The organism is Phyllobacterium myrsinacearum (genome assembly GCF_002980555.1).
In the GTDB taxonomy this organism is placed as follows: domain Bacteria; phylum Pseudomonadota; class Alphaproteobacteria; order Rhizobiales; family Rhizobiaceae; genus Phyllobacterium; species Phyllobacterium myrsinacearum.
The window spans coordinates 250,408-267,604 of record NZ_PVBT01000003.1; the positions used below are offsets into that span (position 1 = coordinate 250,408).

Genomic DNA, 17,197 nt, shown 5'->3' on the forward strand with positions numbered 1-17,197 from the left:
TCATGTGGTGAGTCTACCCACCCGCGTCAAGCTCGGTCATCTCACGATGCGGTGAGACGGGCAAGGGCGGCCTGCATCTCATTCACCGGAATATCGATGAGATGGGGACCTTCGGTGAACAGCAAAGCAGCTTCCACGCTCTTTCCCGGATAAAGCGGCTCCAGCAGCTGCCGGTAGAGTGCCAGCTGTGCCACATAGGCGTCGGGCACCTCTTTCAGGCTGCGTGGCGCCGGGCGGTTGGTCTTGTAATCGACGATCAGCACGCGATTTTCGCTCACCGCAAGCCGGTCAATGACGCCGGATACGGCATGATCCTTGCCGCGCAGATGCAGCGTGCCCATGACAGCGATTTCCGCAAGGGAACCCGGCGCGAAGACCGGCGCGAAACGCTGATCGTCCATCACGGCAAATGCCGATTGCAGGGCGCTTTCAATTTCTTCCGGCGTCCAGTCAAAGGCAGCGCGGGAGAGATACCGGCCGGCGGCAGCGCGGCGTTGATCGGCGGGCAGATTGGGCAATGTCTGCAGCAGCGCATGGATGACCGTACCGCGCCGGATCGCGAAGGAGGGATCGGTGCCCTCTGCGCCGAGAACCGGCGAGCCGGTGAGCAGCGGCTCTTCCGTCTCGGGCTCGATCAGAAGAGACACGCCGGACGGCGCGAGCGGGCGCGGCAGCCCGGCCTCCCTTGCCATGGGCGCGCGATACCGGGACGGGAAAGGCATCACCGATGCCGCCGGCATCAGTTCCGGCTCCTGCACCGGACCGGTGCTCCGCGCAGTCTCGCGGTAACGTTTCGCCACGATGCCCTCAACCGGATGATCGAACGGTTCGCTCACATCCGTGAGCGCCGCATCGACAAGACCGTGCCACGTATCCGGTGACTGGCGGGCACCGCGGTAGCCGCACACGATCAGGCGATCCTCCGCACGGGTCATGCCGACATAGAGCAGGCGGCGATATTCCTCTTCCGACCGCACTTTCAGGCTGTCGACGATGGAACCGGTAAAGGCGGTTGCATAGGATTTGGACGGCACGAAAAGGAAGCCCTTGCCCTGCCACCCCTCCTCTTCCTTCATGGGGAAGGACAGAAGATTGGGCGTGCGCCCGCCCGATGAAGCGGAACTGCCGGAATCAACCAGGAATACCACCGCAGCTTCAAGCCCCTTGGCCGCATGCACGGTCATGATGCGCACTTCATCCCGGCTCTGGTCCAGCTCGCGCTTGATCTCCGGCGTGGCCGCGTCCAGCGTTTCCAGGAACGCCTGCAGTCCGGGAAGACCGGTCTTTTCCGTGGCGATGGCATAGTTCTGGAATTCGTCGATGACGTCGCCAGCCTCATGCCCCAGCCGCGCCAGAAGCTCGCGCCGCGCACCGCCGCTGCCGAGAATATCGGCGTAGAACTCGAATACCGGCACCGTATCGGCACGGTTGCGCCACTCCTGCAGGCGCTTGGCGACGGCCGCCAGCGCCGGATCGGTCTTCGCCCGGATCGACAGGCGCTGATGCAGGGTTTCGTTCTCCGCCCGCCCATGCGCCAGATGAAAAAGCTGGTCGTCGTCCCATTTGAAGATCGGGCTCTTGAGCAATGCCGCCAGCGACAGATCGTCGGAGGGCAAGAGCATGAAACGGCCGAGCGCCATCAAATCCTTGACGGCGATATGATCCGTCAGTTTCAGCCGGTCGGCACCGGCCACCGGCACATGGCGCTTCTTCAACTCACGCGACAGGGCGGGCATGAACTGATCGCGCTTGCGCACCAGGACCATGATATCGCGCGCCTGCAGACGCCGGTTCTTGCCTTCGATGACCTCGCCGTTTTTCAACCAGAGATCGATGGTCCTGGCGATCTGTTCCGCAAGCCTGACCGGCGGCGCGGGAAGACTGTCGACCGGCGTGCGCCAATCCTCCTCCTGCTCCGTGGTTTCGGGCGTCAGCATATCCCAGATCTGCACTTCACCGGGATCACCGGACCGGATCGCCGTATGGACAGTCGCCCCATGGTCGGCACCAAAGCCGCGATTGGCTTCAGGCCGCTTGAACACGGCATCCACTGCGGACAAAACGTCGGGCACGGAGCGGAAGGAGAAGTTCAGATTGACCCTGGAGAAACTCAGTTCGGCATTTTCAGCGTTCTTCTCGGTTGCCTTGCCATGGCGGGCGAAATCTTCCGGGATGGCACCCTGAAACGAATAGATGGACTGCTTTTCGTCGCCCACGGCAAACAGGGTGCGCCGGACGGTGCGTGCGGTATTGCCGGAAAAAAACTCCTCGCTGAGCAGGCGAATGACTCGCCACTGATTGGGGCTGGTATCCTGCGCCTCATCGACCAGAATATGATCGATGCCCTTGTCGAGCTTGTACTGCACCCACGGCCCGGCATCCTGCCGCGCCAGCAGCGCCACCGTGCGCACGATCAAATCATCGAAGTCGAGAAGGCCCCGCGCCCTTTTCATCTGCTGGTAACGTCCAATCAGATCGTCGACCAGCACCAGCGCCGACAGGGTGAGCCGGATCTGCCGCAGCTGCTTCAGGCGGTCCAGGCCGCTGAAAATCCTGTCCGCTGACCGGTCATAGCGTTCGATGAAATCGGGAATGCGGTCAGTCACGCCTTTCGACGCGACATACCCGCCGCTCTTGGGATCGCCTGTCGCTTTGAGAAAGGCTGCCCGCAGCACCTCTTCGCGCTGATCGATCTGATCATTCACCTTGGCAAACCGCAGCAGGAGCGCAAACTCCTGGGCCCGCGAAGCGCCCTTCGGCACCGTCATGATATCGTCCAGCACGCCCTGCGGGAATTCCGGAACCGGCCAGAGGGTGGACAGAATATCGTCTTCCGTCTCCGCGCCAGTGAAACCGAACTGGGCAAAGAACAGCGGGCGCCGCAGCGCATCATGACCCACATCGCGAATGAACTGGGTCAGGTCATGGCGCTTGTTGACGGCTTCATCGAGCAGTTCCTGCAACCCGAACTCGCCGGCCGCGTCCAGGACGTCGTTGAAGGCAGCCGCAAGCTCGACATTACCGTCAAGCCGCGCCGTCTGCAGCAGCTGGCGGCGTGCTTCCCCCACCAACGCCACCTGCATCATGTCATCCATCAATTCGAAATGACCGGCGATGTTCGCTTCCAATGGAAACTGATGCAGAATGGCCTCGCAAAAGGCGTGGATGGTCTGGATCTTCAGCCCGCCCGGTGTTTCCAATGCCCGGGCAAACAGGCGGCGCGCCTGCGCCAGCCGCGCGGGTCCGGGACGCTTGCCGTCAATTTTCTCGATCGTCTGCGCCAGCGCCTCCTCATCCATGGTTGCCCAGTCGGAAAGCCGGGCAAAGACGCGGTTCTGCATGACGGCGGCGGCGGCCTTGGTGTAGGTCAGACACAGTATTTTTGACGGATCGGTGCCGTCGAGCAGCAGGCGGATGACCCGTTCGGTCAGAACGTGTGTCTTGCCCGACCCGGCATTGGCGGACACCCAGACGGAATCCACCGGATTGGCAGCGCTGTTCTGATCGTCAATGGTTTCCCTGGGGATGTTGAGCGGCCTTTTCATTCCCCGCCCTCCCCGCCATCGTCAGCGCCGCCTGCCGACCATTCCAGCACCCGCGCGAGATGATCGTAGTCCCCGGTCAGATCGCTTTCCTTGAATGGCAAGGCGCGCGACAGATATCCTTTTTGCGGATCATGATAGGCAACAAGCAGTTCATTCAAGCGGAGCCACGCAAGCACACCCAGCTCAGGCGCGGTCTTTTCGCTCTTGCTGGCCGCTGTTCCCACCTTGAGAATCGATTCCGGATCGACCCTGCCGTTTGGCCGCAAGCGCACATAGAGTAGATCCGAGGCCTGACGTGCACCAACTTCGTGAAAGGCACCGCGGGCGAGAAGCGCCGCTTCCAGCGCCAGCTGCGGCGAGAGCAGCACATGCGCCTGTTTGCGCGAGGGGGTGGAGCCGGTCTTGTAGTCGATGATTTCAACGGTCCCGTCCCGCATCAGATCAACACGGTCGGCACGGCCGGAAAGCGTGACACCTGACGCTTCCACCGGGATTTTCTTCGAGGCGATTTCCGGATGGCGCTCGGCCAGCAGCGGCGCCCGGTCGCGCTCCCATTGCAGGAACTCCGGCACGAGGTTCAGGAAACGCGGCCACCACACCGCATCGATTTCTTCCGGCAAGGCGATGTCATCGAAATAGCGCCGGCCAATCTCCGAAAGCCGGGCCGCTGCATCGGTACGAACCGGATCGATACCCTGCTCGGTGAAATGCGCCAGAATGTCGTGAAACAGCGAGCCGCGCTCCGCCGCATCGGGATCACGGATCAGCGGTTCAATGGGACGCAGGCGCAGGATACGCCGGGCGAAGATCGCGTAGGGATCGCGCCGCAGGGTTTCAATTTCCGTGACGGAAAAATGTTTTGGCCGCGCCTCCAGCGGTGGCTTTGGCTCTGGCCGTTTGACAAAGTCCTCGTCGGGCGCGTCATCAATGTCCCGGGCCCAATGCAGATATTGCGCGCCGCGGGCGCGCAATTCGTCACCGGCCTTCTTGCCAAGCACCGTTTCCAGCCGCTGCAGCCAGCGCGACGCAACGGTAGGCGCATTGGCCGAGCGCTGCGCCCGGCTGAGAATGACACGTTCCATGCCGAGCGCCATCTGGAAATCATGCGCCGCAAGGCCGGTGCGCCGTTCCGGCGGTTCCAGGTTGATGACGGCTTTCATCGGCCGGGACATGAAGGGATCGTTGCGGGTCTTGCCCGGCCAGGACCCCTCGTTCAAGCCGCCGATGATGACGGTATCGACGGTCTGCAGGCGTGCTTCCAGCGCACCCCAGATAAACAGGCGCGGATGGGCACCGGCCTTGGGTTTCACCACCTCACCTGCCATCAGCGCTTCGATCATTGCCGGCCATTCAACCGGCATGAAATCGAGACCGGAATCGGCAGAGACGAGATTGCGCAGAAAGGCTGCGAACTGTTCGCCGGCCGCGCCAGCATAGAGCCCCGATATATCGCCCCTGTCATCGCGGACCAGATTTTCAAGGCTGGCAATTGTCGCCCGGACGATATCCGATATTTCCACGGATTCGCGCACCTGCGTGAAGACACTCAGCTCAAGCATGCATTGCCCAAGGGCCGCGCAGACGATCCGGGCGGCCTCAACACGCTGCGCGGAGATCTGGCGCAGCCAGGCAGGCTCGAATGGTGCCGTACTGCCTTCGGCAAGACGCCGCTCAAAGAATTCAGCCAGTCCTGCCAGGGTCGCGCGCCCGGTGCCGCCGCGCAGGGCAATCAGCTCAATGGTTTCTGCAGCCTGCCTGACGGCATTGCGGTCCATGCCGAGCCGTGTCAGCGGATGCTTGAGCAATGCCAGCAGCACGACAGGGTCACCCGGATTGAACACCGTTTCGAGGGTGAGGCGCAAAAGCGTTGCCGGTTGCGTCTCGCGCAGGGCATGACCGCCGGAATCATCGGCAGCAATGTTGAAACGCGCGAGCTCACTCGCCACACGCCGGGCAAGGTCCCGATCAGCCGTAATGAGTGCCGCCGTCTTGTCAGGCGCTTCGATGGCATCGCGCAGGGCGATCGCCACAGCCAGCGCTTCCTCGCGCTCATTGGCTGCCTCGATCAGGGCGACGGGCGCGACCGCCGCGGAAAACGCGTTGCTATCCCGGTTGATCGCACTCCACGCCTCGCTTGTTTCGGCCGGGCGCATGGCTTCCGCCAGCAGATGCTCGCGCGCGCGCTTCTGCGGGCTCACCGTACCGAGACGAATGACGTCCTGGCGCAGGACGCCAAGCTCGGCCAGAAGCTTCCTCAGGCCGAATTGCGGATGACCAAAGATGGACGGATTGTCCTGCGTGTTGGCCAGCACCTGCCAGCTCGGCTCATCCATGTCGCGATCAAGCCCCGGCAGAACCACCGCACCTTGTGGCAGAGCGGCGATTGCACTGAGAAGATGTGCCGTGGCCGGGATCGAGCCAGTGGAACCAGCAGCGATGACCGGGCCATCGGGCGGACTGCGCAGAAGCCGCTCCGCTTCCAGTTCAATCAGCTGATTGCGGTGGGCGGCGGGGTTGGACCGGTGCCGCTCATTGAGAATATCCGGCCAGAGACTGGTGACGATGTTGAGGAAATCCAACGTCACCTGCCACCACTCCGGCAGTTCTTCCGAAACGATGTTCGACAGCGTGCTCCAGCCGCTTGCCTCGGTCTCCACCTGATCCATGAGCCCGGCCAGATCCCGCGCCAGCCAGATGGCATCCGCCGTGGTCGCCGGAATGGCGATATCCTCATTGCCGAACAGCGCGCGGACATGTTCCGGCAGGCGCTCCCGCCACGGCCGTACCAGCCGCGCAAGCAGAAGCAGCCGTTCCGTCGAACTGACCGGCGGCAGCAGATCGAAAAACGCGTCCGACCCCATATCGAACATCGCCGCATCCTCATCGACATCCCCAAGCGGCCGGATGACGGGAAGGATTGCGGATTTCACCGGACTCTTTTCCACAAGCAGCGAGCGCAGGGTTCGCGCTGCGCGGCGGGTCGGCACATAAATCGTCGCCCGGGCAAGCGCCAGCGGATCGGCAGGGTTGGCCGGAAAACCCGGAATGAGGTTGCCGGACAGAACCGCGTCAACCAGAGCGGGAAGAAACGGGTCTCCGGGAGCTATCGAGAAAATGCGTGGGCTGTGGCGCTCAACCATGGGTCTCCTGCCCAAGACGCGCAATCACGGCTTCCGCCTCTCCGATCGCCTCGGGCGTGCCGACAGTCAGCCAATGGCCCTGCATCGGCATCCCGAAGAGACGCCCGGCGCCGATGGCTTCATCGAAATAGCGATTGAGCGACGCACGCGCCACCGGCTTCCCGTCGAAGAGACGTGGATGCGTGATCGCAGCCCCGGCATAGATATAGGGCGATGCATCGCCTTCGTGGAAACGCTGCAACCTTCCCTCGGCATCCAAGGTAAAATCGCCGCGGCCTTCATAGCCGGTTGCCTGATCCATCCGCGCCACCATCACAAGAATGTCCATCTTCGAAGCATCCCATGCTTCGGCGAGGCGGACAAGATTGGGACGGGGGCCGTCGATCCAGAATGTATCGGCGTTGAGAATATAGAAGGCATCCCGGCCGATCAGCGGCAGCGCCTTGACGATGCCGCCAGCCGAATCGAGGAGTTCAGCCCGCTCGTCCGATATGGCGATCACCGGTGAGCGCCGCGATGCAAGATGCTGCTCCATCTGGTCGGCGAGATAATGAACATTGACCACGGCGCGGGCAACGCCTGCTGCATTGAGCGCGTCAAACGACCAATCGATCAATGATTTGCCGGCTACCTTTACCAAGGGCTTTGGTATCGTATCCGTGATGGGACGCAAACGCTTGCCGAGGCCCGCAGCCAGAACTATCGCCGTACCGGGTATCGTCATTCACTGCAACTCCGGGGAAAGAAGGTCCATCTTTTTACACCATTCACGCACAGGCGCCAGCGACGGGTGTTCGAGTGCGTGGGCCAAATAGGCCTGGATGCGCGGAAGGTGCTTGAGATAATAGGGCTTGCCATCCCGCTCATCCAGCCGCACGAAGATGCCCAGAATCTTGGCGTTGCGCTGCGCCGCCATGATTGAAAAAGCTTCCAGAAAGGCGCTTTCATTGAAAGAACTGTCGCGGGACCGCCGTTCCTCGATATAGGCGGCAAGCAGGTATTTCTGGAGCTTGCGCTCGATCGTTACCCGCGCATCGAGCACCAGAGACGCCACGTCATAGGCGGATGGTCCAATCATCGCATCCTGAAAATCAAGGAGCCCAACACGATCTATACCGCTTGCTTCGCTGCGCCACAAAATATTGGGGGAATGAAAATCGCGCTGAACGAGACTTTTTTCCGAGGAATTAAGTCGACTAAATACATTATCCCAAGCATCGATATAGGCCGCCTTCTCTCCGGGTGACAGCCGGAGACCCGCCATTCGCGGAACATACCAGTCGGACAGAAGTTCCACTTCAATCATCATGGCGTCGCGGTCGAAATCATGGATATGATGGATATAGCCCTTGGCAACCTCGACGTCACGCGCCCAGGAGCGTTCATGCATCCGCGCCAACAGCCGCACGGAGGCTTCGTAACGCTCGATGATGGGGGCGCCATCGGCATCGAGTATGCCTTCATTTCCAAGATTCTCGAGCAACAGGAAGCCGTTGTCGAGATCATCGGACATTATCTGCGGAACGTAGAAACCATTGGACCGCAAGAGATGGTTGACCGCCACAAACGCCGTGACCGACTGGGAAAGATGGGCGATCTGCATATAGGTCTTGCCGTCACGCAGGATTGGTCCGCCGGGATTATAGGGCGAGTTCATCAGGATCAGCGGACGTTCACAGCCAGTATCGATCGTCTCGTAGCCGCGTGCGGAGGCATCGCCGAGCAGATAGCGGCGGTCCGCGTCGGCATATCCTGCCCGGCCAAGGAATGTGCGTATGGCGAGCGAACGCTGCAGCCGTGCAAGGGCGGCGTCTTCCCCGTCAATCTCGACCGTGCGGCCGCTGCCATCATGGAGCAGATTGATGCGGAGCGCCGGCTTGGCGAGGGTATCGTCGGCCCGCTCCGGCCACTCCACCAGAACGGCGCCGTCCTCCAGTGCATCGTCCAGCCCAAGCTCGTCGACTTCTTCGCCGGATGAGAGCCGGTACAAATCCACGTGACTGATCGGCAAACGCAGTTCGGGATAAGATTGCACGATCGTGAAGGTGGGGCTTGGAACCTCATAGGCGCTGTCATTGGCAATGGTGCGGATCAGTCCGCGCGCCAGTGTCGACTTGCCAGCCCCCAGATCACCCGACAGCGTGACAAGGTCGCCCTTGACCAGCGCGAGCCCGATGTCCTGACCGAGCCGTTCCGTGTCTTCCGCCGTTGCAAGCTGGAGTGTCAGAGCCGTCATGGGCGCCTTATTCAGCAGCAATGCTGAAGGAGCGTGCTTCCAGCGGGAACCGGCAGGTCACGAGCGTGCCCCTGCCCGCGGCACTGCTGATATCGACCTTGCCGCCATGCAGCTCCACAAAGCCCTTGACGATGGACAGGCCAAGACCGGCGCCGCGCTTGCGGCCGCCATTCGGATAGGGCTGAAACCGCTTGAAAATGCTGTCGAGCACATAATCCGGCATGCCTGGCCCATTATCCTGAACGCTGAAAACCATCTCATTGTGTTCCCGCCCGCAGGTCAGCGTGATCGTGCTGCCTTCGGGCGCATAGTTGGCGGCATTGCTGAGAAGATTGGCAAGCACCTGCTTGACCCGGCTGGCATCGGCACGGAAGGAGCCCGCGCCGGATGCGATGCGGGTATCGAGCAGGATGTTATGCTCCCTGAGGCGTTCGGCCACTTTTTCAGAGGCGGTGGCGACGGCATCGGCGACGGAGACGTCACTGATATCCAGCTCCATGATACCGGCATCGACCGTGGCAAGATCGAGAATATCGTTGACGATGGTCAGCAGCACCGAGGACGACGTGCCGATATGGTCGAGATAATCGCGCTGACGCTCGTTGAGCGGGCCGGTCATCGGCGTCTGCAGCAGTTCGGTAAAGCCCATGATGTTGGTCAGCGGCGAGCGCAGCTCGTAGGAGACATGCTGGACGAAATCGTTCTTCAGTTCGTCCGTGCGCTCCAGCGCCTCGTTCTTTTCCTTCAGCGCCCGTTCGACCCGCACGGAATCCGTTACATCAACGAAGGTCAGCATGGTCTGGCCGCTCGGCAGCGGGGCAGAGGCAAAATAGAGGATTTTCCCGGTTGTCAACTCGACATGCCCCGACAGGGACTCCCGCTTGTCATCAAAACCCGTGACTGTTGTGACAAAGCTTTCCCATTGCGTCGCATCGGAAACCGGTTCGCACAGGCGGCGGATCGCCGAGATATGCATGCCTTCGGCGATCTGCTCGGCCTTCAGCGACCAAAGCGATGCAAAGGCGGGGTTGGACAGGCGAATCTTGCCGTCGGAACCGAACACCGCCACACCTTCGGCCAGATGGTCCAGTGTCTGCCCCTGTACCTTAATCAGCGTGTTGTAGCGGCTTTCCAGCTGCAGCTTTTCGGTCAGGTTCTCGAAAACCCAGGTGACGCCGCCCTTGGGCTGCGGATTGACGATGACGCGCAAGGTCCGGCCGTCGGTCAGATGCCACAGATGCTCCTGCGATTCGACCGAATGATAGGCCGAAAGCATGGAGTCCTTCCAGCGGCGCCAATCCGGCTGTTCCGGCAATGTGCCGTCGCTGCGGAAGCGGTCGAGCAGCATCGCATTGTCAGGCCGGCTCTCCAGCAGGGAGGTTTCCAGCCCCCACAGCTTGGCAAATGCCTGATTGAAGAATTGCAGCTTCCTGTTCGCATCGAACATGGCGACCGCCGAATTCAGCTGGTCGAGCGTGTCCGAGTGATTGAGGACGGTGCGCTTGAATTCCTCGCGCACCAGTTCAATGTCGCTGACATCATTGGCCAGACCGGCAGAACCGGCGCTGCTCGCAACATCCGTGACCCGGAACACATGACGATCGCCGCCGACCACCGTCGACAGCTCGTCTTGGAAAGACCGGCTTGCCGCCTTCTCGCGTTCGATGCGCTCGCGTGCCTGCACCCCGAACAGTTCGCGTGTCTCGGCCACGGCAACATGCACGTCACTGACATCAACCGCCTTGGCATAGGCCATGTTGACCCAATTGAGCTTGCCGCTCCTGTCGCGGCTCCATGCCGGCATTTCCAACTGCTCCAGCAGGCCGCGCAAGGTGGTCAGGGCTTCGTTGAGTTGATAGTTTTCCGTCTTGAGCAGCGCCTGGGCGGCACGCGTCTCGCCGAGACTGATAAAGCGGACAATGGCATAGCTGCCGGAGGTGCGGCCCTGGATCTCCAATGGCGTTCCCTTCGATGTCTCGACAACGATATCGAAGGGACGGGCCTTGCCGCGCAGGGCTTCGACGGAGCGATCCAAGAGGGTTGCCGAATCAATACGCAGCCAGCGGCCAAAAGCCAGGAACAGCGACCGGTCTTCGGGAACTCCGATTTCCTGCGGCAGACTGCCGACAAGATTGGGCGTCGCGGAATTGCCTTCCCACACAACCACCCGTTGATCCTTCAGATTGAGCAGCGCTTCGCCGCGCTGAACCGCGACATTGAGATCGGCGACCTTGTCGCGCAGCTGGCGATTCTCGCCAGCGATGCGGCTGCGCTCGCGGATCAGCCAGCCGGCCGACAACAGGGCCGCGCCCATCGCGCCGAGGAACATGGCAAACTGGATGACTTCGAACGTGCCGAATGCAACCCCGAATGGCGTGTTGATCTTGCCAAGGAGATCGTCGGCATGGGCAGCAGGAGACATGGCGCCAAGGATAGAAACAGTCGAGCCGGCTCCCGCCAGCACAGTCCGCAGTTTCTTCAGCACCCGCTTTCCGCGTGTTGCCTCTTTCCCGCGAACATCCCCATCAGCAATCTTCATATCAACCGTCGTCGCCCCATTCTGACAGATATCTCATGTTCCAACCCATCTGATTGATCCAACCATTTGGCCCATCTGGAAGAAAGCTATCCCGAATCACTACAATAAACCCTTGGCGAATCGACGGGAAGAACTCCGCGCAAAAAAGAAAGCCGAAGAATTTGTCAATCCTTCGGCTTCCATATGTTGTGTGTATTGGTTAACAGATTAATATCTGTAGTGGTCCGACTTGAAAGGACCATTCGGCGTGACACCGATATAGGCAGCCTGTTCGTCCGAAAGGGTCGTCAATTTCGCACCAAGCTTGTCGAGATGCAGGCGTGCGACCTTTTCATCGAGGTGTTTCGGCAGAACGTAGACCTCATTCTTGTACTGCTCACCGCGGCTGTAGAGCTCGATCTGAGCCAGAACCTGGTTGGTGAAGGAAGCGGACATGACGAAGCTCGGATGTCCCGTTGCGTTGCCCAGATTGAGCAGACGGCCTTCGGAGAGAAGCAGCATGCGCTTGCCATCCGGGAACGAAATCATGTCGACCTGCGGCTTGATGTTGTTCCACTTGAGATTGCGCAGTGCCGAGACCTGGATCTCGTTGTCGAAGTGACCGATATTGCCGACGATCACCATGTCCTTCATCTTGCGCATGTCATCGAGCTTGATGACATCCTTGTTGCCGGTTGTGGTGATGATGATGTCAGCGGTCGGTGCGGCATCTTCAAGCGTCACCACTTCGAAACCGTCCATGGCGGCCTGCAATGCGCAGATCGGATCAACTTCCGTGACCTTGACGCGTGCACCGGCACCGAGGAGCGATTGGGCGGAACCCTTGCCCACGTCACCATAGCCGCAAACCACGGCAACTTTGCCGGCCATCATGACGTCGGTGGCGCGGCGGATACCATCCACCAGCGATTCCTTGCAGCCGTACTTGTTGTCGAACTTCGACTTGGTGACGCTGTCGTTGACGTTGATTGCCGGGAAAGGCAGGAGGCCCTTCTTCTGCAACTGATAAAGACGGTTCACGCCGGTTGTCGTTTCTTCCGTAACACCCTTGATCGCATCGCGCTGTTTGGTGAAGAAGCCAGGCGTTTCCTTCATGCGCTTCTTGATCTGGGCAAAGAGAATTTCTTCTTCTTCGCTGCCCGGATTGGACAGAACGTCTTCACCAGCTTCAGCACGCGCACCGATCAGGATGTACATCGTGGCATCGCCGCCATCATCGAGGATCATGTTGGACGGCTGGCCATCCGGCCACTGGAAAATCTTGTCGGTGTAGGTCCAGTATTCTTCCAGCGTTTCGCCCTTGACGGCGAAAACCGGGGTTCCGGTGGCTGCGATCGCTGCCGCCGCGTGATCCTGCGTCGAGAAGATATTGCACGATGCCCAGCGCACGGTCGCACCCAAGGCCTGCAGCGTTTCGATCAGGACCGCGGTCTGGATCGTCATGTGAAGCGAACCGGTGATGCGTGCGCCCTTGAGCGGCTTGGACGCGCCAAACTCTTCACGGCTGGCCATCAGGCCCGGCATTTCCGTTTCGGCGATTTCAATTTCCTTGCGGCCCCATGCGGCCAGCTCAAGGTCCTTGACTATAAAATCCTGCTTATCGGCCATCTGTTGTCAGCTCCGTCTTTGTTTTTCGATCCAGCCGCCATTCCGAGGCGACCGGAGGTTGCTGTTGACTATCAGATAAGGCGGGAACGCACAATGGGATATAAAGAAATCCTTATGCGTGCATATCCGAGGGATGATTGTTTTATTGAAATGGCAGAGAGACAAGGCTGACGGGCAGGACGATCCGCAGTTTTGCCAGCATCGCCCGGAAAGCATCCAGCGTATAGTCGGTGTTTTCGGTGGCAATGGCGACGGTGGTGCCGCTGCCTTGCGTCCCCGCACCGATGGTCTGCACGATCGCCTCGGCCGGATCCAGAAACCGGCAGGACGGACGGCTGCTCTCAAAATAAGAGCGGAGCCACGGTAAGTGCGTACTCGACAGGGTGAGCACGTCGATATCCGGGTGGCTGCGAAAAACCGCGCTGAGAAATTCATCGACCTTTTGCCGGGTCGCGGCGGGATTGAAGAGAAAGTCGCCATTCTCGACAAGGTCGACCATGGGCGAAGCATTGATCAGAGCCACGGCATCTGGATCGCTGGTGTGGCTGCCGACGAACTGCCGCAGCTGCGGGCTCCCCGTCATCGACTGCACGCCCATGATGCCGACCTTGCCGGTTTGCGTCGTTGCCAGGGCTTCCGCCAGCGGCGGCACAACCCCAAAGAGGGGCACATTCACCATGGATTTCAGGTCATCCATCACGGTGATCGACGGCACGTTCGACGCGACGACGATGGCCGAGGGGTCATGCGCCATCAGAAACCGGATCGTCCGGTCCATGACGGCCAGCAATTCGCTGCGCGGCTTTTTTCCGTAGGGAAAGCTGGCGCGATCGGCGAAGTAGAGGATATCCTGCCTGGGAAGCCGCTGCCGGAGCAGATCGACAATGGCGTAACTGCCGATCCCCGCGTCAAAGACAGCAATCGGACTAACGAGCGTCACATCAGGCTTCTTCGCCGAACTTGTCGGCAATGAGTGCCCCGAGAGCCATCATCACATCGCTGGCCTGGCGGCCCGATGCGCTGACCTTGATGCAGCAGCCGGGCGAAGCGGCAAGCATCATCAATCCCATGATGGAGGTTCCACCCACGGTCATGCCGTCCTTCTCGACGCGCACATGCGCATCGTACCCATCGACGAGCTGAACGAATTTGGCCGAGGCACGCGCATGCAGCCCTCGCCGGTTGATGATCTCGAAAGATGCAACCAGCGCATTGTCCGGATCAAACGTGCCGGTCGTTTCTCCTGTCAGGCGCATGCGTGTTCAACCTCTATTTGGCTGTCAGCACCTGACTGGCCACATTGATGTATTTGCGTCCGGCATCCTGCCCTTCGCGCAGCGACGCCGCCATGTCATTGGTGACGCGTACACTCGACAGCTTGATCAGCATGGGCAGATTGACGCCGGCGATAACCTCGATCCGTCCGGATTCCATCACTGAAATGGCCAGATTGGAAGGAGTACCGCCAAACATATCTGTCAAAATGATGACGCCATTGCCGCTATCGGCACGCGCCACCGCATCGACAATGTCGCGCCTGCGTTGCTCCATATCATCATCGGCACCGATTGAGACGGTTTCCAAATATTCCTGCTGACCGACCACATGCTCAACGGCATGATGAAATTCCTCGGCCAGTCTTCCGTGCGTCACAAGCACGAGTCCGATCATTCTGAAACTGCTCCTGTTGCGCCAGCCCATTGGGTTTAGGCTTTTTTCTGCGCATTGAATGCCCCACTTGGCAGGTGTCGCATTTTGGCAGGACGAATCGCGAAGGCAAGCGGAAAAATGACTTGTGCGTGACTGTCAGTCATTTTATCGCAGGCCGTCGAAGCAACTTGTTGAACTACAACAATTATTTTTTCCATACCGGTAGAAATAGCCGGGCTTCGATGGCGCGGCAGGCACCCTCTATCTCCCATTTTGGCAGAATTAGATGCCCGATTGCGACGCCCTGCAGATGCGTTACTGCATCTTCACCAAACCGAACCGATTGGTTCGGTTCGACCAGATCAACCAGGAGATGGAGAATGGCGCTTTTTTCGAAATCCACCCGATGCAATCCGGAACCGCGCACCTCCAGTCCGCTCTGCAAAGTGCCGGGAGCCGTGCAGAGCAGACGCGCCGACATCTCCCGAACCGCGCATTGGTCATCGCTGACCAAGGCGGCAAATACGCCTCCATAAGACGCGCGATCCATCAGCGCCCGCACGACAGAGGATTTTCCCGAACCGGAAGCGCCACGGACGAGGACACCGTACTCACCCACGAGCGCGGCACTGCCATGGATCAATTCGCCTTCTTCGTCCCGCATCAGATCTCGGCCGGGAGAATCGCGGTGAAGCGGGCACCGAGATAGTTGTCGGGATCATTGGGATCGATAATGTTTTCCGCATTCAAGGTGCCGCCATGCGCCTCGATGATCTGGCGGCTGATGGAAAGGCCAAGGCCGGAGTTCTGGCCGAAAGCTTCGCCCGACGGGCGATCCGTGTAGAAGCGCTCGAAAATGCGGTCGATCTGTTCAACGCGAATGCCCGGACCATTGTCTTCAACCAGAATGCGCACCCGGTCGCCCATGTGCTGCAGCGACACGGTGATAATGCCGCGCTCTTCCGGCACGAACGAACGTGCGTTCTCAATCAGATTAGAAACGACCTGGCCGAGACGCAGGTCATGGCCGACCACAAAGAAGCCCTTCTTGTTGGCCGGCAGCTTGCCGACGACAAATTCGATCTGCGTATCCTTTTTGTTGCGCCGCACTTCGCGGGCAGCGGTCACCAGATTACCCAGCAGGAACTTGAGATCGACATGTTCGGAATCTTCGCGCGCCAGCTCGGCATCAAGGCGCGACGCATCGGAAATATCCGTGATCAGACGGTCCAGCCGGCGCACATCGTGCTGAATCACATCCATCAGACGCTTGCGCGAATCATCATTCTTGGCCAGCGGCAGAGTTTCCACGGCGCTTCGCAGCGACGTCAGCGGGTTTTTCAGTTCGTGGCTGACATCGGCGGCAAAGCTCTCGATCGATTCGATGCGGGCATAGAGCGCATTGGTCATGTCGCGGATGGAGGTGGAAAGATGGCCGATTTCGTCCTGGCGTTCAGAAAAGTCAGGAATTTCCTCGCGATTCTTTACGCCGTGGCGCACACGGTCCGCGGCCGCAGCAAGACGGCGCAGCGGATTGGCGATGGTCGATGCCAGAAACAGCGACAGAATGGCCATGACCAGCGCTGCAACCGTAAACACCCGGATAATGGCGTAACGTTCGCCCTGCACGATCTTGTCGATATCGCCGCCCTCCGTGGACAGCAGGAGCACACCAAGAACAGCGCGGAAACGCTGGATCGGAACCGCAACCGAAACAATCTGCTCGCCCTTCTCGGTCATGCGCACGAAGGTAGCTGGCTGTCCCGTCAGGGCTTTGACTATTTCAGGAAAGGAAGCGCCGTTGCCGCCGGGCTGTTCCTGATAGATCGGCAGATCGCTGCGGCGCAGCAGCCGGGTCATCCGGTTGGTCAGCCGCTCGAAAAAGCTCGGTTCATCGCCATCGATCGGCGGCAGCTCGTAGCGCAGCACCTGCCCGCGCGAGTAGAGGTGGCGCGAATCCAGCAGGAGATTCGAATCGCGGTCATAAATGCGTGCGCGGGTGCGCGTCGGCTGGATCAGCTGCCGCAGGACCGGAGCCACGCGCTCGGGATTGATGGGGAAATCCAGATTATCCAGCACATCGGGCGATGGCGTTATGCTTTGTCCAGCCTGCAGTTCCAGCAATTTTTCAGGATCGACCGTAATGGAATTCGTATCAACCGTCGCTTCCGACGCAATGGCGGCCGCGATGATCTCGCCCTGCGTCATCAGGCTTTCCACACGCGCATCGATCAACCCGTCGCGGAACTGGTTGAGATACATGATGCCGGACAAAAGCACGGCAAGACCGGCAAGGTTGAGAAAGAGAATACGGCGGGTCAGGCTGGAAAACAGATAATTGCCGAAAAGCCGGTTGAGCGGTTGCAGCAACCGCCTCAAGGCGAGCGAACGCTTCCGGCGCATGACGGCGCTCTTGCGCGTAACATTGCTGCCTTGGAGTCCGGCTACCATTTCTGCCTCAGAGTATCGCAAATTGGGC

Annotated in this window: 11 protein-coding genes; all 11 read right to left on the minus strand. The window is 60.1% G+C overall.

What is annotated here, in order from left to right:
- Positions 1-41: 41 nt before the first annotated feature.
- Positions 42-3,545, minus strand: a complete 3,504-nt coding sequence (gene addA / locus C5750_RS11880; protein WP_105734110.1) for a double-strand break repair helicase AddA — start codon at positions 3,543-3,545, stop codon at positions 42-44.
- A complete protein-coding gene (gene addB, locus C5750_RS11885; protein ID WP_105734111.1) occupies positions 3,542-6,685 on the minus strand; it encodes a double-strand break repair protein AddB in 3,144 nt (1,047 codons plus the stop codon). Before addB ends, addA begins: the two co-directional genes overlap by 4 nt.
- Complete coding sequence (locus C5750_RS11890; RefSeq protein WP_105734112.1) at positions 6,678-7,409, minus strand: nucleotidyltransferase family protein; 732 nt, start codon at positions 7,407-7,409, stop codon at positions 6,678-6,680. The genes addB and C5750_RS11890 overlap by 8 nt, the downstream gene beginning before the upstream one ends.
- Positions 7,410-8,921: a tRNA (adenosine(37)-N6)-threonylcarbamoyltransferase complex ATPase subunit type 1 TsaE gene (gene tsaE, locus C5750_RS11895; protein ID WP_105734113.1), complete on the minus strand. Its 1,512-nt coding sequence runs from the start codon at positions 8,919-8,921 to the stop codon at positions 7,410-7,412.
- 7 nt (positions 8,922-8,928) lie between these two features.
- Positions 8,929-11,460: a sensor histidine kinase gene (locus C5750_RS11900; protein ID WP_105734114.1), complete on the minus strand. Its 2,532-nt coding sequence runs from the start codon at positions 11,458-11,460 to the stop codon at positions 8,929-8,931.
- Between the two features lie 207 nt (positions 11,461-11,667).
- A complete protein-coding gene (gene ahcY, locus C5750_RS11905; protein WP_105734115.1) occupies positions 11,668-13,068 on the minus strand; it encodes an adenosylhomocysteinase in 1,401 nt (466 codons plus the stop codon).
- Positions 13,069-13,210: 142 nt separating this feature from the next.
- Complete coding sequence (locus tag C5750_RS11910) at positions 13,211-14,008, minus strand: glutamate racemase (RefSeq protein ID WP_245421090.1); 798 nt, start codon at positions 14,006-14,008, stop codon at positions 13,211-13,213.
- Between the two features lies 1 nt (position 14,009).
- Positions 14,010-14,324: an HPr family phosphocarrier protein gene (locus C5750_RS11915; protein ID WP_105734117.1), complete on the minus strand. Its 315-nt coding sequence runs from the start codon at positions 14,322-14,324 to the stop codon at positions 14,010-14,012.
- Between the two features lie 13 nt (positions 14,325-14,337).
- Positions 14,338-14,739, minus strand: coding sequence for a PTS sugar transporter subunit IIA (locus tag C5750_RS11920; protein WP_091879322.1), 402 nt, complete (start codon positions 14,737-14,739; stop codon positions 14,338-14,340).
- A gap of 184 nt (positions 14,740-14,923) precedes the next feature.
- Complete coding sequence (locus C5750_RS11925; protein WP_105734118.1) at positions 14,924-15,382, minus strand: HPr kinase/phosphorylase; 459 nt, start codon at positions 15,380-15,382, stop codon at positions 14,924-14,926.
- A complete protein-coding gene (locus C5750_RS11930; RefSeq protein WP_105734119.1) occupies positions 15,382-17,169 on the minus strand; it encodes a sensor histidine kinase in 1,788 nt (595 codons plus the stop codon). The genes C5750_RS11925 and C5750_RS11930 overlap by 1 nt, the downstream gene beginning before the upstream one ends.
- Between the last annotated feature and the right edge of the window lie 28 nt (positions 17,170-17,197).

Excerpts from the sequence above, each read along its gene's own strand:
- addA (WP_105734110.1), bottom strand. The coding sequence starts at position 3,545 with ATGAAAAGGCCGCTCAACATCCCCAGGGAAACCATTGACGATCAGAAC.
- addB (WP_105734111.1), bottom strand. The coding sequence starts at position 6,685 with ATGGTTGAGCGCCACAGCCCACGCATTTTCTCGATAGCTCCCGGAGAC.
- C5750_RS11890 (WP_105734112.1), bottom strand. The coding sequence starts at position 7,409 with ATGACGATACCCGGTACGGCGATAGTTCTGGCTGCGGGCCTCGGCAAG.
- tsaE (WP_105734113.1), bottom strand. The coding sequence starts at position 8,921 with ATGACGGCTCTGACACTCCAGCTTGCAACGGCGGAAGACACGGAACGG.
- C5750_RS11900 (WP_105734114.1), bottom strand. The coding sequence starts at position 11,460 with ATGAAGATTGCTGATGGGGATGTTCGCGGGAAAGAGGCAACACGCGGA.
- ahcY (WP_105734115.1), bottom strand. The coding sequence starts at position 13,068 with ATGGCCGATAAGCAGGATTTTATAGTCAAGGACCTTGAGCTGGCCGCA.
- C5750_RS11915 (WP_105734117.1), bottom strand. The coding sequence starts at position 14,324 with ATGCGCCTGACAGGAGAAACGACCGGCACGTTTGATCCGGACAATGCG.
- C5750_RS11920 (WP_091879322.1), bottom strand. The coding sequence starts at position 14,739 with ATGATCGGACTCGTGCTTGTGACGCACGGAAGACTGGCCGAGGAATTT.
- C5750_RS11925 (WP_105734118.1), bottom strand. The coding sequence starts at position 15,382 with ATGCGGGACGAAGAAGGCGAATTGATCCATGGCAGTGCCGCGCTCGTG.
- C5750_RS11930 (WP_105734119.1), bottom strand. The coding sequence starts at position 17,169 with ATGGTAGCCGGACTCCAAGGCAGCAATGTTACGCGCAAGAGCGCCGTC.